The following is a 20,060-nucleotide window of genomic DNA, read 5'->3' as shown; positions in this document are numbered from 1 at the left end:
CGAAGTCTAGATAAGTGGGGCGGCGTCGAGCCACAGTGGGTCGCCGATGCGCTGTCCCACGGGTGCCACGGCCTGCACCAGCGTCGCGCGCAGCGCCTGGGCCTGGGCCTGGCTGACCTGCATCGCGGTGAAAGACAGGCACAGTCCGCGCACGTCGCCTGAGAGCGGGTCTGCCAGCGTCGCGGCCACGGCGCCGATGCCGGGCATGCCTTCATTCACGGCGATGGCGCTGCGCTCGGCGCGGGCCGTCGCCACGCGTTCGCGCAGCTCGGCAACCGTGGCGGGACAGCCTGCGGGTGCATCCGGCAGCTTGCGGGTGCCGGTGGCGCCATAGCGCGAGTTGAAGTCAGGCTCGGGCAGGCGCGACAGCAGTACCCGGCCCATCGCCGTGGTGAATGCCGGCCGGCGTGCGCCGGGCGGCGACAGCACCTGCACCGGATTGCTGCCGTTCAGGCGTTGCAGCACGACGGTGTCGGTGCCGTCCAGCATCGACAGGTAGGCGGTGAAGCCGGTGGCATCGGACAACGTGGCCAGGATCTCGCGGCATTGCTCGTCGAACGGATGCGCCTGCGCAGCAGCCTGCGCTGCGCGGATCAGCAGCGCGCCAGGGCGGTAGCGCCGCGTGGACGGCTGCAGTTCCAGCAGGCGGTAGCGCACCATCTGGGCGAGCAGGCGCGAGGCCGAACTCTTGGCAAGGCCAAGTTCGTCCAGGACATCGTTAAAAGTGATCTCGTGCCGGTGATGTCCGAACATGTCCAGCACGCTTTCCACGCCTTCAAGAATGCTCACTCCGCCGCTCCACGCTCCACATCTCTCTTACCCGCTCAGGTTCCGTTTTTTGGAACCAAGGTTCCGTAAATCGGTTTGCAAATAATAGAGGCACAAGGACAGGAACACAAGGGGGGCATTCCTGGCGCGGCAATCCGGCGGCGAAGCAAAAAAAATGGCCCCGATCAGGGGCCAAGTCTTGAAAACCGGCGAGGTGGGGGTCAGTGCGCCGCCATCGCATCCGCCGACCCGCCGCCGCCCTTGGCCGGCCGCGTCAGCCAGACAAAGCCGATCAGCACGAAGAACAGCATCCCCGAGATCCAGAAGATATCGTTGGCGCCGAGCATGGCCGCCTGCTGGGTGATATTGCGCTCGATCACGCCGATCGCCTGGGCCTGGCTCATGCCCATCTGCATCAGGTGGTTGAGCTGGTCGTGGTAGGCCGGGTTGTACGGGTTCACCTGTTCCACCAGCTGCGCGTGGTGCAGCGCTGTCCGGTTTTCCCAGAGCGTGGTCGAGATCGACGCGCCGATGGCCCCGAACGTGATCCGGACGAAGTTGGACAGTCCTGACGCCGCCGGAATCCTTTCCGGCGGCTGGCCCGACAGGATGATCGAGGTCAACGGGATGAAGAACATTGCCATGGCCGCGCCCTGGATCAGGGTCGGGATCATCAGCGTGCGGGTGTCCACCTGCGTCGTGAAGCCGGCGCGCATCAGGCTGACGATGCCGAAGGTGATGAACGCGGCCGTGGCCACCCAGCGGGCATCCATTTTCGGCAGGTTCTTGCCAATCAGCGGCGACAGCAGGATCGCAAAGATCCCCACCGGCGCCATCACGATGCCCGCGTCCGTGGCCGTATAGCCGACAATCGTCTGCAGCCACAGCGGCAGGATCACCAGGTTGCCGAAGAACAGCCCATATGCCACGGAGATGGCCACCACGCCGGCGCTGAAGTTGCGGCCCTTGAACAGGCTGATATCGACGATCGGGTGCTTCTCATGGCTCTCCCAGATCAGGAAGAACAGGAAGCCGACAATCGCCACCAGCGTCAGCACCACGATCTCGGTCGAGTGGAACCAGTCCAGTTCCTTGCCCTTGTCGAGCATCAGCTGCATCGAGCCCACCCAGATCACCAGCAGCGCCAGGCCGATGCGGTCGATTGGCAGCACCTTGGTCGGGGTTTCGCGGTCCTTGTAGATGGCCCAGGTGACATAGGCCGTGACGATGCCCACCGGCACGTTGATGTAGAAGATCCACGGCCAGGTCATGTTGTCCGAGATCCAGCCGCCCAGCAGCGGGCCCATGATCGGCGCCACCAGCGTGGTCATGCCCCACAGTGCCAGCGCCATGGTGCTCTTCTGCGGCGGATAGCTCGACAGCAGCAGCGACTGCGACAGCGGGATCATCGGCCCGGCCACTGCGCCCTGCAGGACCCGCGCGGCCAGCAGCGTCTCGAGGTTGGGCGCGACGCCGCACAGCCACGATGCCAGCACGAACAGCAGGATCGAGGTGATGAACAGCCGCACCGCGCCGAAGCGCGTGGTCAGCCAGCCGGTCAGCGGCACCGAGATCGCATTGGCCACCGCAAACGAGGTGATGACCCATGTGCCCTGGTTGGGCGCCACGCCCAGGTCGCCTGAAATCGCCGGGATCGATACGTTGGCGATCGACGAGTCCAGCACGTTCATGAACGTGGCCAGCGACAGCGCGATGGTGCCGACCACCAGCTTGCCGCCGGTCAGCGGCTGCGGCTGCTGCGGCGCCAGCGGCCGGACGGGCCGCGCCGGCGCCTGGCTGCCGCCGGACTGCGCGGCGGAGGGGGAGATGGCCATGGTCAGGTGTTGGCGGGCTTGGCGTTGGCGGCGCTGGCCGAGGGCAGGCCGGTGCTGCGGCCGCCGTTGTTGGCGGCGATGATGCGCGCGATCAGCTGGTCGGCGTCCTGCGCAACCTTGTCGTAGACATCGGTCTGCATCGGCTTGGCCGGCGCGGCGGCGGCCATGGCGGCGCCTTCCTCGCGGCGCACGTCGACCTTGACGGTCATCGACAGGCCCACGCGCAGCGGGTGGTCCTTGAGCTGCTGCGGGTCAAGCGCGATGCGCACCGGCAGGCGCTGTACCACCTTGATCCAGTTGCCGGTGGCGTTCTGCGCCGGCAGCAGCGAGAAGGCCGAGCCGGTGCCGGCCGAGAAGCCGGCGACCTTGCCCTGGTATTCCACCTTGGAGCCGTACACGTCGGCTTCCAGCGTCACCGGCTGGCCGATGCGCATATGCGTGATCTGCACTTCCTTGAAATTGGCGTCGACCCAGACCTGATCCAGCGGCACCACGGCCATCAGGGGCGCGCCGGCGGCCACGCGCTGGCCGACCTGCACCGAGCGCTTGGCAACATAGCCGGTGACCGGCGCCGGCATGGCCGAGCGCGCGAACGACAGGTAGGCCGAGCGCAGGCTGGCGGCGGCGCGCTGCACGTTGGGGTGCTTCTCCACCGTGGTCTGGTCGGTCAGCACCTTGTTCGACGCCAGCTGCTCGCGCGCGGCCAGCAGCGCCGACTCCGCACCCTTGAGCGCGGACTGCGCGTGCGAGATCTCTTCATTCGAGACCGCGCCCGAGCCGGCGATGGCCTGGCGGCGGCGCAGGTCGTCGCGGGCCTTGGCCACGTCGGCTTCGCGCAGCGCCACGTTGGCGGCGAGCGAGCCGTTGTTGACATACAGCGTGCGCACTTCGCGCACGGCCTGTGCCAGCTGGGCCTCGGCCTGTTCCAGCGCCACCTGCGAATCGGCGCGGTCAAGCTGGATCAGCGGCTGGCCGGCGGTGACCAGTTGCGTGTCGTCGGCGGAGATCGACACCACGGTGCCGCCCACCAGCGGCGTGACCTGGACCACGTTGCCGGCGACATAGGCGTCGTCGGTGTTTTCAAAGTGGCGGGCGTACATGCCCCAGTAAACGCCATAGCCGATGCCAGCGACCACAATTGCCGCGGTCAGCGACAGCAGCATGCGCTTGCGCTTGCCGTTGTTGTTGGTGGTAGCTGGCGCTTGCTGGGCAGGGTGCTGGGGGGTGTTGGTGCCGGCCGCTTGCTGGTTGTTGCTCATGATGTCTTCTGAATAATCTTGTCTTCGATCACTGGGTGCGCGGATCAGCCGCGGGCGCCCGCCTGGGTGTTGTGCTGTTGCTGCGCCGGTCCGTGGCCCGCGCTCTCGTGGCCTTCCGCAGGCTCCTCGTAGCCGCCGCCGAGCGCCTTCATCAGGCCCATCTGCAGGTCCAGCCGGCGCGCCTGCAGGTCGGTCGCCAGGCGGCGCTGCTGCAACACATTGCTTTCGGCGTTCAGCACGGTCAGCTGCGTGCCCAGGCCGGCCTTGTAGCGGGTGGTGGCCAGCGCATAGGCGTGCTCGGCCAGGTCCAGCGCTTCGCGCTGGGTCTGGATCTGCTTGTCGACGCTGCGGATGCTGGTCATGGTGTCGGCGGTCTCGCGCAGCGCATCGACCAGGGCCTGGTTGTAGTTGGCCACGGCGATGTCGTAGCCGGCGTACTTGCCCTTCAGGTTGGCGCGCAGCTTGCCGCCTTCGAAGATCGGCAGGCGGATGGTCGGGCCGATGCCGAAGGTGCGGCTGACGCCCATCAGCAGGTTGGACGGATCCAGCGCGGCCAGGCCGGCAAAGGCGGTCAGGCTGACGTCAGGCAGGAACTCTTTCTTGGCGACATTGATGTCCTTGGACGCCGCCTCCACGCGCCAGCGTGCCGCCACCAGGTCCGGCCGGCGGCCCAGCAGGCCGATGGTCAGGTTGTCGGGCAGCGTCGGCGTGGCCTGCGCCAGCAGCACCGGGCGCTGGATCTGCAGGCCACGGTCCGGGCCCTTGCCCAGCAGCGCTGCAAGCTGGTTGCGCGCCAGGGCGATTTCCTCGTCCACGCGCTGCAGGTCGGTGCGCGAAGCAGCCACCGTGCCGCGCGCCTGCGTGGTCTCGACCTGGGTGTCGAGGCCGGCGGCCAGGCGCTGGCGCGACAGCTCGGTCAGGTCGCTGCGCTGGGCGATGGCGCGCTCGGCCACGTCGTGCTGGGCATACAGCGCCGCCAGGCGGGCGTAGTTGCGGGCGATCGAGGTGGCCAGGATCAGGCGCGAGGCCTGGCTTTCCGCTTCGGCGGCGCGGTCGTCGGAGAGCGCGGCTTCAAGCGCATCGCGGTTCTTGCCCCAGAAATCGAAGTCATAGGACAGGCCCACCTGCAGGCGCGACTGGTTTTGCCACGATCCCGCCAGCGGGGTGCCTTCGAACAGGTCTTTCTCGGAGAAGCGCTGGCGGATCAGGCTGCCTTCGAACTCCAGGTGCGGATAGAGCGCGCTGCGGGTGACATCGGCCATGGCGCGCGAGGCTTCCACGCGGGCGAACGCGGCCTGCAGGCTCGGGTTGTCCTTGATCGCCTCATCGACCAGGGCGCTCAGCTGGGGGTCCTTGAACTGCGCGACCCAGTCCTGCGAGGGCCACTGGCCATGCTCGTCGGGCAAGGTCTGCGACGTGGCCATCGTGGCCGGGTCGGCCACGGTCTGCGTGCTGTGCGAATTGCCAAGGGCCGCGCAGCCGGCCAGCACCGCCGCGGCCACGGCGGTCAGCGCCAGTGTGCCGGCGCGGCGCACGAGCGCGCTTGTACGGGCTGGCTGGGAGACTTGGGGAGAGAGAGCTGGTTTCATGATGACGCTCCGTTGCCGGAGCCATGCTGTTTCTTCTACGGGCTGTTGCGGGGTCCGGTTGACCGGACGTTCTGGCTTGCCGGAAGCCGGCAGGTACGCCCGCTACCCGCTGTTGTTTTCGATGATCCGTCGCAGCATGCTGCGCAGCAGTTGGATCTCATCCTCGGAAAAACCGCGGAAGTGGTGCGCAAGTACCTTGCAGAAGATGGCGGGCAGCCGTTCCACCAGTTCCTGGCCCTGTGGCGTGACCGACAGGTCGACCACCCGGCGGTCGGCGTCGCGGCGCCGGCGTTCGATCAGCCCGCGTTTTTCCATGCGGCTGAGCAGGCGCGTGACCGAGCCCATGTCGGTATTCAGTTCGCGGCCCAGGTCGGTGACGGTCGAGGCGCGGCCGGTGGCCAGCATCATCAGGCAGCTGGCTTGTGCCTGCGTGATGTCCAGGCTGCTGACTTCCTGCTCGACCCCGTGCGCCAGCATGTTCTTGGCGCGCTGCATCAGGTAGCCGACGCTGTCGCACATCTGGTACTGGGTGGGATCGAACTGGCCGGCCGTGGATTCGGCTGGTTGATCGGAGGAAGGGAGCCGTGACATCTTTGCCTTTGCAATCTTTGCTGAGGCAAATATATGTTCACGTTTAATGATAAGCAAGAACGGAAATTGGTTATTCCACTTTTCGCAATGATATTCATTCGGTAAGTGGCGGTTCGGATCAACGCGTCTTGCGCTGCAACATGCTAGAATATTGGGTTACCTCAGATTCTCCAAAGCGAGACGCAGCAATGACCCGCGCCATCCGAAATATCGCCATCATCGCCCACGTCGATCATGGCAAGACCACCCTGGTCGACCAGCTCCTGCGCCAGGCAGGCACCTTCCGCGACAACCAGCAAGTCGCCGAGCGGGTGATGGACTCGAACGACCTGGAAAAGGAACGCGGGATCACGATTCTCGCGAAGAACTGTGCTGTCGAATACAACGGCACCCATATCAATATCGTCGACACCCCGGGCCACGCCGACTTCGGCGGTGAAGTTGAGCGCGTGCTGTCGATGGTCGACGGCGTGCTGCTGCTGGTCGACGCAGTCGAGGGCCCGATGCCCCAGACCCGCTTCGTCACGCGCAAGGCGCTGGCGCTGGGCCTGAAGCCGATCGTGGTGGTCAACAAGATCGACCGCCCGGGCGCGCGCCCGGACTGGGTCATCAACCAGACCTTCGACCTGTTCGACAAGCTGGGCGCCACCGACGAGCAGCTGGACTTCCCGGTGATCTACGCCTCGGGCCTGAACGGCTTTGCCGGCCTGACCGAAGACGTGCGCGACGGCGACATGAAGCCGCTGTTCGAGACCGTGCTGGACAAGGTGCCGGTGCGTGACGACGATCGGGACGGCCCGCTGCAGCTGCAGATCATCTCGCTGGACTACTCCAGCTACGTCGGCAAGATCGGCGTGGGCCGCATTTCGCGTGGCCGCGCCCGTCCGCTGCAGGACGTGGTGGTCAAGTTCGGCCCGGAAGGCAACCCGATCAAGGGCCGCATCAACCAGGTGCTGAAGTTCCAGGGCCTGGAGCGCGAGATCGTGTCCGAGGCCGAAGCCGGCGACATCGTGCTGATCAACGGCATCGAAGAACTGGGGATCGGCTGCACCGTGTGCGCGCCGGACGCCCAGGACGCGCTGCCGATGCTGAAGGTGGACGAGCCGACGCTGACCATGAACTTCTGCGTCAACACCTCGCCACTGGCCGGCCGTGAAGGCAAGTTCGTGACCAGCCGCCAGCTGCGCGAGCGCCTGGACCGCGAACTGAAGTCCAACGTTGCGCTGCGCGTGGCCGATACCGGCGACGACACCATCTTTGAAGTGTCTGGCCGCGGCGAACTGCACCTGACCATCCTGCTGGAAAACATGCGCCGCGAAGGCTACGAGCTGGCCGTGTCGCGTCCGCGCGTGGTGTTCAAGGAAATCGACGGCGTCAAGTGCGAGCCGTACGAACTGCTGACCGTGGACGTCGAAGACAGCCACCAGGGCGGCGTGATGGAAGAGCTGGGCCGCCGCAAGGGCGAACTGCTCGACATGGCTTCAGACGGCAAGGGCCGTACCCGCCTGGAATACCGCATCCCGGCCCGTGGCCTGATCGGTTTCCAGGGCGAGTTCATGACCCTGACGCGCGGCACCGGCCTGATCAGCCATATCTTCGACGACTACGCACCGGTGCGCGAGGGCGGCCTGGGCGAGCGCCACAACGGCGTGCTGATCTCGCAGGACGATGGCGACGCCGTGGCCTACGCGCTGTGGAAGCTGCAGGACCGCGGCCGCATGTTCGTCAAGCCGGGCGATGCGCTGTACGAAGGCATGATCATCGGCATCCACAGCCGCGACAACGACCTGGTGGTCAACCCGATCAAGGGCAAGCAGCTGACCAACGTGCGTGCTTCGGGTACCGACGAAGCCGTGCGCCTGGTGCCGCCGATCCAGATGTCGCTCGAATACGCGGTGGAATTCATCGCCGACGATGAGCTGGTCGAACTCACGCCCAAGAGCATCCGCCTGCGCAAGCGCCACCTGAAGGAGCACGAGCGCAAGCGCGCTTCCCGCGAAGGCGCATAAGCGCTGGCTGTGCCAACAAGAAACCGCGCCTGTGAGCGCGGTTTTTTGTTGGCGGGGGGACAACGGGGCACCTGCTTACCATGCGTACTTCACCCCGGCACGCAGCGCGTACTGATAGAAACTCTGCGCCCCCCACGCGCCGGCCACATTGGCCCAGCCGCTCCAGCGCTTGCCGATATCGGCATTGACGCCGAGCTTGTGCTCGTCGTTCTGGTACCAGGTGCCGTAGGCGCCGATGCTCCAACCCTGCACGCTGCCCTTGGCGCGCGCCGGATTGCCGTCGGCGTGGGCATCACTGCCGGCGTTGTCGTAGCTGCCCATTGCGCCCACATGCAAGCGATCGGAGCCCGTGGCCACGCGCCAGCGCGCCAGTTCGACGCCGCCCTGCAGCAGGAATGCTTCAGTGCCGACCTTGAAATTGCCGTCGCGGCTGCGGCTGCCTTCCCAATTGCCGAGCGCGCGCAGCCAGCCCGAACGGATGCTGCCACGGGCGCTGTCAGGGACGCTGCGGGCAGCCATGCCTTCGGCGTATTGCGGCTCGCCGAGGCGGTCATGCAGGCTATGCACGAACATCTGCCCGACCAGCCGCTGGTTGGCGAGGTAGGCGGCGACTTCAGGGCGGTATGGGGCTGCGGCGGCGCAGGTGGCGCAGGCGGTTCGGGCGGCGAGGGCGTGGGGCCGGGACCCGGTGACGCCGGTTGCGGCGGCTTTGCCGAACGCAGGTACCAGGCCTGCGGATTGCTGCCGTCCGTGCCGCCGCGGAACAGGCGGTATTCGTAAGCGCCGGCCACGGCGCGGCCGTCCAGCGCGAACGCGGCGGGCGCGGTGGTGCCGGCGTTGACAGTATCGACCACCACTATGCCGTTGGCCGTGGTCAGCGCGCCCGCGCCGCCGGCATTGACAATGCGCAGGCCGGTGGTGCCGGGCGCCGTGCCGCCGGTGACGGTATAGGTGCTGAACGATGCCGGCTGCCGCAGGTCGATCTGGGTGATGCCGTCACCCGAGATGGCCTTCTGCGCGTAGGCAGGGCAGCAACTGGGCGGCAGCCACCGCGAGCGCGCCCATCGTTACGGCGGTGAATCTCGACCATGCGCACGCCATTGCCGCGATCTCCACATCGGGTGCTTTGCCTGCCCCTGTCGAGGATCGCTAGGATGCGCAGCAACGCGCTGCATCGGCACGGGCACCGGATGGAAGTAAATGCCGGTGCCGGCGGCCGGTCAATTTCGTATTTTCTGCGCAGAATTCAACAGTCTGGTTCCTTCGGAAACTTGTGGAGGCGATGGCTGTTGCGTGCCAGGCACGACCTCCAGCGCCGGTGCGCGCGGGCTGCGCCACTCGGGCGGCTTCCACAGGTAGCGCAGGTCGCGGTCGCGCCAGGTATCGGCGAACATGTCGCGCCATTCGTGGAAGGTCAGCGTCAGCGGGTTATGGGTGCGCACCTGGCGGGTGATGCCGTACACGGGGGCCTCATGCTCGGGGACGAAGGTGCCGAACAGGCGATCCCAGGTCGTCAGCACACCGGCGTAGTTGCGGTCGATGTACTGCGGGTTCTTCGCATGGTGGACGCGATGGACCGATGGCGTATTCAGTAGCGACTCGATCAGCGGCCAGCGTTGCCCCAGCCGCGTATGCACGAAGAACTGGAAGGCCAGGTTCACGCCGACCGCCAGGATCACCCAGTCTGGCGTGAAGCCGATCCATGCCAGCGGAATCCAGAACAGCCACATGCCTGAGAGCGGATACGTCAGGCTCTGCCGGAACGCCGTCGAGAAATTCATGCCTTCCGACGAATGGTGCGTCACGTGCGAAGCCCACAGCCAGCGCACGCGGTGGCTGGCGCGGTGGAACCAGTAATAGAGAAAGTCCTGCAGCAGCAATAGCAGCGCGAATGACCACAGGGTCTCGGGCATGGCGCGCAGGCCGTGCTGGTAGCACCAGGTATAGACCGTGCGGATCATCAGCCAGAGGAAGAACGCATCCGAGGCCTGGTGCATCAGCGCCAGCGCTGCGTTGGATACGGTGTCGCGCGGACTGTAGACGGTCGGGTCGCGGCGGGCCCAGTACCAGGCCTCGGCGCCGATGGTCAGCAGGAACACTGGCGCAAAGGCCAGCAGCACCAGTCCGGGATCGAGCGATTCAGTGTTCATGCCGCCAGTTTGCATATTCCGCGCGGAATTGCCACGAGGGGTTCCTCCAAACGGCGCCGCGCGGGGTTTCGCGGCGCATCCGCCACATGGTGGATTGCTGTACTGCCACGCAATTCTGTCACGCGTGTGAAGGTGGTGAATACCGGTAAAGGACGCAGCCAGCGTGCCGTAGTTGAACAGGGCGGCGGCGCGGCTCGCGCTCCCGATTTCCCCGATTCCTCTTCCCCCGGAGCCTTCATGTTCAAGAACACTACCATCGGAGCCAGATTGTGGTTCCTCACCATCGTCACAAACTTGTTGTTGTTGATTGTCGGCGCAGTGGGTTGGCTCGGCATGTCGCGCAGCAACGAGGCGACGCACCAGATCTATGGGCAGCAGCTGTCGGCCGCGGTCAACCTGGCCGAAGCGCGTTCGAACCAGCTGCTGGTGCGCGTACTGCTGGACCAGGCGACCTTCGCCACGGACCCCGCCGATGCCAAGGCGCGCGCCGCGACCGCGGAAGGCTTTGCGCGCGATTCAGAGAAGGCCTGGCAGGCATATCTCGCCTTGCCGCGCTCGGCTGACGAAGCCAGGGCGGTGGAGGATGTCACCGCCAAGCGCGATGCGCTCTTCAAGCAGGGTGTCGCGCCGATGATCACTGCGCTGCATGCCGGCGACCGCGATGGCGTGATGAAGGCCGTGCTCGAAACCATCCCGCAGCTCGACATCGCCTTCACCGCCGTCAATGCCGAACTGAACAAGCTGCAGGTGGCCAGCGCCAAGCAGGTCTACGAGGCATCGCAGCAACGCTATCGCAACCTGTTCGCGCTGTCGGCATGCGTGCTGGCAGTGGGCCTGGCATTCAGCACCGTGGTGGCATGGCGCCTGCGCCGTTCGATCGTGCAGCCGCTGGATACTGCGATCGGGCGTTTCGAGAAGATCGCGGGTGGCGACCTGAGCGTCGCCGCTTCCGGCGGCGAGGTGCTGGCCGATGAGTCGGCGCGCAACGAGACCGCGCGCATGCTCGGCATGCTGGGCCGGATGCAGGCCAGCCTGGTGGCCATGGTGGGCGACGTGCGTGGCGGCGCGGACTCGATTGCCTCGGCCAGCAAGCAGATCGCCAGCGGCAACGCCGACCTGTCGCAGCGTACCGAGCAGCAGGCGGCCTCGCTGGAAGAGACCGCCTCCAGCATGGAGGAACTGACCAGTACCGTGCGCCAGAATGCCGACAGCGCGCGCGAGGCCCGCGGGCTCGCAACGGATGCCGCGACCCTGGCCGAGCGCGGCAGCGAGGCCGTGCTGCGCGTGGTCAACGTCATGCAATCGATCGATGCCAGCTCGGGCAAGATCGTCGACATCATCGACGTGATCGAGAAGGTTGCGTTCCAGACCAATATCCTGGCGCTGAACGCGGCCGTGGAAGCCGCGCGTGCCGGCGAGCACGGCCGGGGGTTTGCCGTGGTGGCCGGCGATGTGCGCGACCTGGCGCAGCGCTGCGCCGGCGCATCGAAGGAGATCCGCGCGCTGATCGGCGCCTCGGTGGCCAATGTGCGTGAGGGCTCGGAGCTGGTCGATGACGCCGGCCGGGCGATGCAGGACATCGTCGACGCGGTGCAGCGTGTCAGCGCCATCATCGGCGATATCAGCGCGGCCTCGGACGAGCAGTCCAACGGCATCGAGCAGGTCAACGTGGCGGTGTCGCAGATGGACAGCATGACGCAGCAGAATGCGGCGCTGGTGGAGCAGGCGGCCGCCGCGGCGGCATCGCTCGAAGACCAGGCGCAGCGCCTGACCTCGCTGGTGGCGACGTTCCGGCTGGCCTGACGGTGCCGGGCGCATGCGCAGTGACTGCACATGCGCAGCAAGCTGCCCACAGGGGTGCGCTCGCCGATGCGACTGGCGTAAAATCGCGAGTTGCATTGGAGGAGTACGACATGACTGAATTCGTCACGACCGAGGTCCGCGGTGGCATCGGATACCTGACGCTGAACCGCCCGCAGGCGCTCAACGCCCTGTCGCTCGACATGATCCGCGCCATCACCCAGGCGCTGCAGACTTGGGCCGCCGCACCCGAGGTGGCGGCCGTGGTGGTCGCCGGTGCCGGCGGCAAGGCCTTCTGCGCCGGGGGCGATATCCGCTATTTCCACAAGGCTGCGCACGAAGGCAACCCGCTGCTCGACCAGTTCTTTGTCGAGGAATACGCGCTGAACTTCCTGATCCACCGCTATGCCAAGCCCTATATCGCACTGATGGACGGCGTGGTGATGGGCGGCGGCATGGGCATCTCGCAAGGGGCGCGGCTGCGCCTGGTCACCGATCGCACCAAGATGGCGATGCCGGAAACCAATATCGGCCTGTTCCCGGATGTGGGCGGCGGATGGTTCCTGGCGCGCACGCCGGGCCGCATCGGCGAGTACCTGGGGCTGACCGGCACCGTGATCCATGCCGCCGACGCGCTCTACGCCGGGCTGGCCGATGCCTATCTGCCGGGCAACCGGCTGGCCGAGCTGGTCGATTCGCTGCGCACGCAGCAGTTTGCCAGCGGCGACGCCGTGCTGGCGCACATCGAAGGCTTTACCGCTGCGCACCGCGATGACTGCGCGCCGGCGCACAGCACGCTGGCCGGGCTGTCGGCACAGATCGACAGCCTGTTCGCTGGCAACACCATGCCGGACATCCTCGCCGCCGTCAGCGACGCCCCGGGCGACTGGGCCGCGCAGACCGCCGCCATGCTGCGCAGCCGCTCGCCGCTGATGCTGTGCGTGACGCTGGAGCAGATCCGCCGTGCGCGCAGCATGTCGCTCGAAGACGAACTGCGCATGGAACTGGACATGATGCATTACGTGTTCCGCAACGGCGACGGTGTCGAGGGCATCCGCGCACTGGCTGTCGACAAGGACCACAAGCCGCGCTGGCAGCATGCGCGGCTTGATGATGTCAGCCGCGAGAAGGTGCTGTCGTTCTTCGACAGCCCGTGGCGCGCCGAGGAACATCCGCTGGCGTCGCTCGGCAAGACTGCCTGACATCCGCTGCGCAGGACGTGGCGGCGCCGACTCGGGGTAGAGTGACGGCTGGACCGGCGCACGCGGCCAGGCCAACCCTGGCCGCGTGCGCCGTCCGCGTCATTCCGTCCACACAGTCAAAGGAGCCGCAATGAGTAATCCTCGTGATGTCGTTGTACTGGTGGGAAGCCTGCGCAAGGAGTCATACAACCGCAAACTGGCCAAGGCGCTGATCGCGCTGGCGCCGCAGCAACTCAAGCTGGAGATTGTCGAGATCGGCGAGCTGCAGCTGTACAACCAGGACCTGGACGACAAACCTACCCAGGCCTGGACCACGTTCCGCGACCGCGTCCGCCGCGCCGACGCCGTGTTGTTCGTGACCCCGGAATACAACCGCTCCGTGCCCGCGCCGCTGAAGAACGCCATCGACGTGGGCTCGCGGCCCTATGGCAGCAGCGTCTGGGACGGCAAGCCTGGCGCCGTCATCAGCGCTTCGCCCGGCGCCATCGGTGGCTTCGGTGCCAACCAGCACCTGCGCCAGTCGATGGTGTTCCTCAATGTCCCGATGCTGCAGCAGCCTGAGGCGTATATCAGCGGGGTCGACAAGCTGCTTGATGAGCAGGGCGGGATCGCCAACGAATCGACCAAGGGCTTTCTCGGCAAATTTCTGACGACGTTTGCAGGCTGGATCGAGCGGACTGCGCCGCGCTGATACTGCCGGGGCGGGGCGCTGTGAACCTCGACGCGGTAGCCTGTAACCGCGGTTGGGGGGACGTGTCAGGTTACGAAGGCGTGCGCATCCGCCCCGGCTCCTGTCAGCGAACGGTCAGAGGTCGAGTCGAGAACCGTCGAGTGCCATCCTTGCCCAGAGGAGAAGCACCGGCATCCCGGCCAGCGAGCGCAGCCAAATGCTGCGGTTCATTGCCAGCAACGCCCAAATTGCAAGTGAGCAACCAAGCAGGAGTGCGAAGCACGACAGCAGGTAGTTCGCCTGTGATTGATATGCCAACATCGCCGCAGATGGTCCTTGGCCGCCGAACGGATAGTTCTCAGGGCCTGTCCAGGCTCCCCATATCACTACCAGCATCAGCATGGCGACGAGACCGAGGATGCTGGAACCGACAGCCTTAATAGCGAACTTCCAGTTCCATGTCTTTGGCATAGTACAAAAACTCCTTGGCAAAGGAATTCATTGAACTGGTGAGGTCGATGCAACCTGCAGAGCCAGGGTAGCTTCCGCCATGGATCGTGAAATTGCCTCGGCCAAACACGTTTGTCCCCGGGCGTGGCTGCAACCCAATGCGCCGGGTTCCCCAGGCTGTCGTACAGCCGGCCATCGCCCGGCCTTGATGTTGATGAGCCTGAGAATGCAGGCAGCTCTGTTGAAGATGCTTGTAACTTCCCAGCGTTGAAAATCATCCTGCCGCGCGGTGGTGTGGGGCCCCTGTCAGGGGCGGGCGCGCACGTTCCCATTTGCACGCAGAGGGCTTCGGGAATCAATCAGCGCAGTCCGAATGTGCATGTTATCTGTGCTGCACGTCTTCTATTTCTTGTGACATTGGATGGCCGTGCTGACCTAGCCCCAGTTAAGCCGTACACGCGGAATGATGCCAAGGGGGCGTTTCAGCATCGCGAGTGCACCTGCGTTGCTTCGATCGATCCCGATCTGCCCTCGATGGTAAACTCAAGCGCTTCCGCTCATCAGCGAACTTGCCGTTTCCCGGCAGGCTGATGAGGCAGTTTTTGAGTTTTTCTATAGTAGGAATATCGGTCCAGGCGGATCGTGGTGAAATGACTGATTATCAAGGGAAGATCGCTGCTGCAAGCCCGCGCCGGGTGTCCGTGGCCCCGATGATGGACTGGACCGACCGCCATTGCCGCATGTTCCACCGCCAGCTCAGCCGCCACACCTGGCTGTACACCGAGATGGTGACCACCGGCGCGCTGCTGCATGGCGACGTACCGCGCCATCTGGATTTCGATGCGGCCGAACACCCGGTCGCGCTGCAGTTGGGCGGCAGCGAGCCGGCAGATCTTGCGATGGCGGCCAAGCTGGGCCAGCAATGGGGCTATGCGGAAGTCAACCTGAACTGCGGCTGCCCGTCCGAGCGCGTGCAGCGCGGGGCCTTCGGCGCGTGCCTGATGGCCGAGCCGCAACTGGTGGCCGACTGCGTCAAGGCGATGCGCGATGCGGTGGATATCCCGGTCACCGTCAAGCATCGCATCGGCATCGACAAGATTGAGCACTACGATTTTGTTCGTGATTTCGTCGGCCGGGTGGCCGAGGCGGGTTGCGGCACGTTTATCGTCCACGCGCGCAATGCGATCCTGAAGGGCCTGAGCCCGAAAGAAAACCGTGAGATTCCGCCGCTGCGCTATGAGGTGGCGTACCAGCTGAAGCAGGAGTTTCCTGAGCTGGAGATCCTGATCAACGGTGGCATCGTCAGCTATGACGAGATGGCGGCCCACCTCGAGCACGTCGATGGCGTGATGATCGGTCGCGAGGCATACCATCAGCCCTACGTATTGGCCGAAATGGATGCGCGCTTCTATGGCGATGCGAGTGCGCCGGCGCCGTCGCGGCTCGATGTCGAGCTGGCGATGCAGCGCTATATCGGCGACCTGGTGGAGCGGGGTGGCTATATGGGCGCGGTCACGCGCCACATGCTTGGCCTGCATCGTGGCATCGCGGGCGGGCGTGGCTGGCGCCGCGTGCTGTCGGATGCCAAGCGCATGAATGCGACACGCACGCGAGCCGATGTGGATGCACTGTTCGAAGAGGCGCGCGCGCACTTGCAGCCGCAGGCACAAGAGCCTCTGGCCGCGTAAGCGAGCGTGGGCTGCGCGCGCTCTGCCGAGGGCGCGCTCTAACTCCGAATCGTGAAAATGTGCATGGCTGCACGGGGGTACCGCGCGCCGCACTTGCAATGCCTGATCGCCCGGAAACCGGCGCCAGGAAAGGGATTCCCCTAATTCGCTGAGGCAGGGCACTTTCATACACTGTGCCTGCCCTCGAATACAGGGCTTTCTTCAACTGATTATTAGCCCGCTTCGGCGGGCTTTTTTTTCGTCGGCGTTCTCTTGTTGCTACGCCAGGCTTGTTGCTCTTCGTTTACCCGAATGGTGCATTCCCGGGATGGCAGTTACAGTGCAACCGCCTTCAGGGCATTTGAGATCGCTAAATTTAAGAGTCCGCGCTGCGGACTCTTTTTTTTGCGCGCTCGCTTTGCATGCGCTGACGAGGGGATTAGACGGTTGCCCTCGTGAAGAGTTCCATCGGTCACGCCAGCAGGCTAGCGCGTATGACTGATGCCTACGTCCAGCGTGCCGTAGGTCGTGATGCTCGATTCCCTGCCGTCGACCCCGCCGCCAGCGCATCCGCCGAGCAAGGCCGCCAATGCCGTCAGCGCAAGAATCCGCGCAGGCCATCTACACTTGATTTGCATTCCCGTTTCCTGCCGTTCGTAGACGTGTCGATTTTGTCGATGACGTCGGTTGGGCTCTCAGATGCTCGTGAGGTTCCTTCGCCAGGTGCTGGCGCCACGACAATGAGAAGGCAGAGTGGCCAAAAAGAGGCAGGCGGCCCGATGGGGCGGGCCGCCTGACGGGAAGGTCGAGGGGGATCAATGTCCCTCAGGCACAAGTATCGCTTCGCGCATTTGCGGCATGAACCCTGCAGAGGTAGGGGCTGTGCACAGCATATTTCCGCGAGCGAATCAGCGGCAGGCGCGAAGGTGCCAGCCGGGCGGGCGCCCTGGTCGGCGGCCGTGATACGATCCCTCGCATTGCCCCAGGCGAGACAAGGCATGGCATGCGGACCGATGCCGGCAGGGGGAGCAGCGTGGAAAAAGAAAACGTGGAAAACGAAGCGCCGTTCGGCGTTGTCTATGAAGACTTCAGGGTGATCTGGGTTGCCGAGCAACTGCAGGACGGCAAATGGACGGCACGCTACTGCTGGCATCCCGGCACTTCGGAAGCCGCTGGCAAGGCGTTGCAGGAAGCCGTGCTGAATGGCAAGTCGCGCCGCCTGTTGGGGCAGTTCGATACCGAAGCGGAGGCCGTCGAAGCCATCAAGCAGGCAGTGCTGCTTGAGGCAAAGTGGAGTCCGTCCAGAACCTGAGTTTTTCTCTCAAAAAAATTGTGCGGGATACTAGCCATCCAGGGAAACTGTTTGTATAATCTTGGTTTTCGTCGATCAGCAACGAAACGCGCTGATGACCTCTACGGTGGCTGTAGCTCAGTTGGTAGAGTCCAGGATTGTGATTCCTGTCGTCGTGGGTTCGAGTCCCATCAGCCACCCCAAAGTATCCTTGCAAAACAGCGCCTTATACAGGCGCTGTTTTGCTTTCCGGTCACCGCGCTCGGCCGCATAGGCGCCGGCGGCTGCCGGCTGGCCACAGCGTCACCCCTTAATGTCGCGCGGGTCGTTTCCGAAGGAGTTTCTCTCCCGGATCTGGCCATCTAGGCCGTGAATCAGCAGTTCGACCTTCTTTTCTTGGGCGCGCTTGGTGCCGGCGGCGATGGCCTCCGCTTGTGTGTCGAATGTCTCCCGTCCGTGGCCGCCTTCCGCCTCAACGGCCCAGCGGTCACCAGCAGGTACAACATGGATGTTCTGGCCTGGCATGGCTGTCTCCTTGAAGTTGATGGAGCCAGTCTCCGCGCGACCCGCAGGCGCCGGTATCAGGCGCTGTCCGACAAGTGATAGCGGACGAGTCGCGGATTTCCTGCGGGGCACGCACGCCTGTCGCAGTCAGATAAGCTACAGCCCACGAGACCGCGACTTTGCCGGCTCATTGCAACGAGAGATTTCGCATGCACTTGGCGTAAATCACATGGTGGCTACGGCCGCTTCACCTTGACGATTTGGCGAGCACTACTGTCCAAGTGCCAGTGACTGATGGATCGCAGTGGGCCGTAGAAACCGATGATCCAAGTCGCGCACGTGCAATCTATCCGTCTCGTTCATTTGGCAATGGACCGCGATGCCGCTCTAATGATCCATGGCGCAGGGGGGCGAGACGAGATTGATTTCAGTGACTGCGAGACTCCGTTTCCGCGGGCAGGTCTTGCCACTCAGCTCAGCGTCGGTGCAAGCGGTAGCCGGCCGGCAACGGCACGCCTCCCGCATGCGGCGTCGCCAAAGCACTTTCGCCTGCGAATCAGTCCGTCACGGCCATGGATGATCAAATCGGCCTTCTCCTGCCGAGCCATTGCTGTACCTGCATCAATGGCCGCCTCCCGGGAGGGGAAGAATTGACGGTCGGTGGACCCATCCTCAATTTCAACTATCCATTGAAGACCTTCGACTCGTACGACATGTATGTTTCTTCCTGGCATGACCATCTCCTGAAGTCGCTGGATCCAGTTTCTGCATGCCACTCGCCCTCCGGTATCAGGCGCCGTCTGACAAGAGGAGCCCGCACTGAGGCGGGCTTCGAGTCACGCCCTGAGATTGGCGCCAGGGGGCGCCGAGCGTGAAAGCGGTTGGCCGTCAGGCATCCTGAGTCCGGTCGGATGAACGAGCAAGCCTGATCGGCCGCGCCCAACTACATCTTTGGCATGCTGCATATAGTGCCGCTACCGGCAGCCAGCTTCCCGGGGGTGTAGTTGCCTGGCTGCGCTATTGCCGTTCAGCCGGCTCAGCCCGATAGGCCGACCAGTAGTAGTGGCTGTGTCGGTTGTGGCGGGCCAGCTTCTTCTCGATGAAAAGTCGCACGGTGCCAAGGTGCCCGGCCTCGACCAGGACCGCATGATGGCTTGGCCCGTCGTGCGTGGCGCGAGGCAACGTCTGCAGGCCAGCGGCAATGTAGTGCCCCTGAACTCGACTGAGAATGCCGTTTGCGCCGGGAGCCGGGAACGGCTCGGCGGTTGCGGTCGGAAGATGGCAGCCTGCCGCGCGTTTTTTGCTGTTGCCCATGCTCAGCTCCGACCGGGGACGATGCGCACGCCGTCCCGAGAAACCTCGATCTGAGGCTGGTGGCCGTAAGCCCGCAACAGCCGGACATTTTCCCGGGCGGAACTCGGAATGTCTTTCTTGCGCACCAGGGCGCTGCTGGTGATGCGGAAGGTGCCGCAGCTTGGGCAACGGTAGAGGTAGCCATGAGATGGGGCGCGAGTGCGCTCGGCGGCAGTGCCGCAGATGGGGCAGTTTGCAGGTTCGGGCGACATGGCGGGGCATATATGAGTACTGTATGGATATACAGTATAGCTACTCGTAGGGTCGCTGCGAAAGCAACCAGAGGTAATTTCTGTCGGGTGGGGTATGCGACACAAATTAGCCGTGTGCCCGTGGGAATACTCGATATATAATCCCCGACCTAGAGCCGTATGCGGGCTTCCAGTATTCCCACGAACTACCCGGAACCCCGCGTCGTTATTAGCTTGGTGGCTAAGATTGAGATTCCTGTTGTCGTGGGTTCGAGTCCCATCAGCCACCCCAAAGCATTTCCCAGAACGGCGCCTCGCGAGGGCGCCGTTCTGCATTTCCCGGGGGTGGTATGTCTGTTCGAGCGGCAGCGGTTGGCGTAGCGATGGCAGCCATGGTGGCAGGGTGTGCCACCGGCACTTCTGAAAAGGACATTCGCGCGCGTGCGCCGATGCGCTTGTTCACGCCCGCCAAGATGGGTGAGGTTGCGAAATGCCTGCGCAACAATCTGGGCGATGACGCCGCGGTCGTCAACTATCCGGCGAAGAGCCAGACCGAGATCCGCATCGGCCAGACCACGTCTGGCGGTGAATACCAATACGCCTATCTGATTTCGCTGACGGCGAAGCAGGATGGTACGGCGCTGGAGCTGCGCAAGAGCGATACTTGGTTCCCGCAGCTGACGCCGACGGAGCTGGAAGCCGAAGCCAAGGCGTGTGCGCCGCGTAGCTGA

Annotated in this window: 17 protein-coding genes, 1 tRNA gene and 1 pseudogene; 8 read left to right on the top strand and 11 right to left on the bottom strand. The window is 64.7% G+C overall.

Annotation, left to right across the window (positions count from 1 at the left end; translation table 11 throughout):
- Positions 1–6: 6 nt before the first annotated feature.
- The 5 genes from AC3WLF_RS14545 to AC3WLF_RS14525 form a co-directional block, all read right to left on the bottom strand.
- The gene (locus tag AC3WLF_RS14545) at positions 7–789 is read right to left on the bottom strand and encodes an IclR family transcriptional regulator (RefSeq protein ID WP_492352282.1); all 783 of its coding nucleotides are present in this window, start codon (positions 787–789) and stop codon (positions 7–9) included.
- A 200-nt stretch (positions 790–989) separates the two neighbouring features.
- The gene (locus tag AC3WLF_RS14540) at positions 990–2,603 is read right to left on the bottom strand and encodes a DHA2 family efflux MFS transporter permease subunit (protein ID WP_492358423.1); all 1,614 of its coding nucleotides are present in this window, start codon (positions 2,601–2,603) and stop codon (positions 990–992) included.
- A gap of 2 nt (positions 2,604–2,605) precedes the next feature.
- The gene (locus AC3WLF_RS14535; RefSeq protein ID WP_492319928.1) at positions 2,606–3,862 is read right to left on the bottom strand and encodes an HlyD family secretion protein; all 1,257 of its coding nucleotides are present in this window, start codon (positions 3,860–3,862) and stop codon (positions 2,606–2,608) included.
- A 44-nt stretch (positions 3,863–3,906) separates the two neighbouring features.
- Complete coding sequence (locus AC3WLF_RS14530; RefSeq protein ID WP_492319929.1) at positions 3,907–5,451, bottom strand: efflux transporter outer membrane subunit; 1,545 nt, start codon at positions 5,449–5,451, stop codon at positions 3,907–3,909.
- Positions 5,452–5,553: 102 nt separating this feature from the next.
- Positions 5,554–6,042, bottom strand: a complete 489-nt coding sequence (locus tag AC3WLF_RS14525; RefSeq protein WP_492319930.1) for a MarR family winged helix-turn-helix transcriptional regulator — start codon at positions 6,040–6,042, stop codon at positions 5,554–5,556.
- 188 nt (positions 6,043–6,230) lie between these two features.
- Here AC3WLF_RS14525 and typA point away from each other — a divergent pair, with 188 nt between their 5' ends.
- The gene (typA, locus tag AC3WLF_RS14520; RefSeq protein WP_492319931.1) at positions 6,231–8,051 is read left to right on the top strand and encodes a translational GTPase TypA; all 1,821 of its coding nucleotides are present in this window, start codon (positions 6,231–6,233) and stop codon (positions 8,049–8,051) included.
- Positions 8,052–8,126: 75 nt separating this feature from the next.
- On the opposite strand, the pseudogene AC3WLF_RS14515 reads toward typA, so the two are convergent.
- Both AC3WLF_RS14515 and AC3WLF_RS14510 read right to left on the bottom strand, forming a co-directional pair.
- Positions 8,127–9,028, bottom strand: a pseudogene (locus AC3WLF_RS14515) (autotransporter outer membrane beta-barrel domain-containing protein).
- A gap of 243 nt (positions 9,029–9,271) precedes the next feature.
- Positions 9,272–10,201 carry a sterol desaturase family protein gene (locus AC3WLF_RS14510; RefSeq protein ID WP_492319932.1) on the bottom strand — a complete coding sequence of 310 codons (930 nt, stop codon included), beginning with the start codon at positions 10,199–10,201 and terminating at the stop codon, positions 9,272–9,274.
- Positions 10,202–10,438: 237 nt separating this feature from the next.
- Here AC3WLF_RS14510 and AC3WLF_RS14505 point away from each other — a divergent pair, with 237 nt between their 5' ends.
- From AC3WLF_RS14505 to AC3WLF_RS14495, 3 genes are all read left to right on the top strand, one after another.
- Positions 10,439–12,004, top strand: coding sequence for a methyl-accepting chemotaxis protein (locus tag AC3WLF_RS14505; protein ID WP_492319933.1), 1,566 nt, complete (start codon positions 10,439–10,441; stop codon positions 12,002–12,004).
- 110 nt (positions 12,005–12,114) lie between these two features.
- A complete protein-coding gene (locus AC3WLF_RS14500) occupies positions 12,115–13,203 on the top strand; it encodes an enoyl-CoA hydratase/isomerase family protein (RefSeq protein WP_492319934.1) in 1,089 nt (362 codons plus the stop codon).
- 130 nt (positions 13,204–13,333) lie between these two features.
- On the top strand, positions 13,334–13,894 hold the full coding sequence (locus tag AC3WLF_RS14495) for an NADPH-dependent FMN reductase (RefSeq protein ID WP_492319935.1): 561 nt from the start codon (positions 13,334–13,336) through the stop codon (positions 13,892–13,894).
- Positions 13,895–14,008: 114 nt separating this feature from the next.
- Here the strand turns inward: AC3WLF_RS14495 and AC3WLF_RS14490 are convergent, their stop codons facing one another.
- A complete protein-coding gene (locus AC3WLF_RS14490; protein ID WP_492358422.1) occupies positions 14,009–14,344 on the bottom strand; it encodes a hypothetical protein in 336 nt (111 codons plus the stop codon).
- Between the two features lie 629 nt (positions 14,345–14,973).
- Here AC3WLF_RS14490 and dusA point away from each other — a divergent pair.
- The 3 genes from dusA to AC3WLF_RS14475 all read left to right on the top strand — a co-directional run bounded on the left by dusA (position 14,974) and on the right by AC3WLF_RS14475 (position 17,484).
- A complete protein-coding gene (dusA, locus tag AC3WLF_RS14485) occupies positions 14,974–16,011 on the top strand; it encodes a tRNA dihydrouridine(20/20a) synthase DusA (RefSeq protein ID WP_492319937.1) in 1,038 nt (345 codons plus the stop codon).
- 982 nt (positions 16,012–16,993) lie between these two features.
- Positions 16,994–17,302 carry a hypothetical protein gene (locus AC3WLF_RS14480; protein WP_492356955.1) on the top strand — a complete coding sequence of 103 codons (309 nt, stop codon included), beginning with the start codon at positions 16,994–16,996 and terminating at the stop codon, positions 17,300–17,302.
- A 106-nt stretch (positions 17,303–17,408) separates the two neighbouring features.
- A tRNA-His gene (locus tag AC3WLF_RS14475) sits at positions 17,409–17,484 on the top strand.
- A gap of 100 nt (positions 17,485–17,584) precedes the next feature.
- On the opposite strand, the gene AC3WLF_RS14470 is transcribed toward AC3WLF_RS14475, so the two are convergent.
- The 3 genes from AC3WLF_RS14470 to AC3WLF_RS14460 all read right to left on the bottom strand — a co-directional run bounded on the left by AC3WLF_RS14470 (position 17,585) and on the right by AC3WLF_RS14460 (position 19,099).
- Entirely contained in the window at positions 17,585–17,806 is a 222-nt protein-coding gene (locus AC3WLF_RS14470; protein ID WP_492352287.1) for a DUF2188 domain-containing protein, read from the bottom strand.
- A gap of 449 nt (positions 17,807–18,255) precedes the next feature.
- A complete protein-coding gene (locus tag AC3WLF_RS14465; RefSeq protein ID WP_492340334.1) occupies positions 18,256–18,519 on the bottom strand; it encodes a DUF2188 domain-containing protein in 264 nt (87 codons plus the stop codon).
- A 283-nt stretch (positions 18,520–18,802) separates the two neighbouring features.
- Positions 18,803–19,099, bottom strand: coding sequence for a hypothetical protein (locus AC3WLF_RS14460; RefSeq protein WP_492319938.1), 297 nt, complete (start codon positions 19,097–19,099; stop codon positions 18,803–18,805).
- A 613-nt stretch (positions 19,100–19,712) separates the two neighbouring features.
- Between AC3WLF_RS14460 and AC3WLF_RS14455 the strand changes: the two genes are divergently transcribed.
- Entirely contained in the window at positions 19,713–20,060 is a 348-nt protein-coding gene (locus AC3WLF_RS14455) for a hypothetical protein (RefSeq protein ID WP_492319939.1), read from the top strand.

This window comes from Cupriavidus sp. FW306-01-F10A, assembly GCF_058782785.1.
This window is presented reverse-complemented; position numbering and strand designations above follow the sequence as displayed.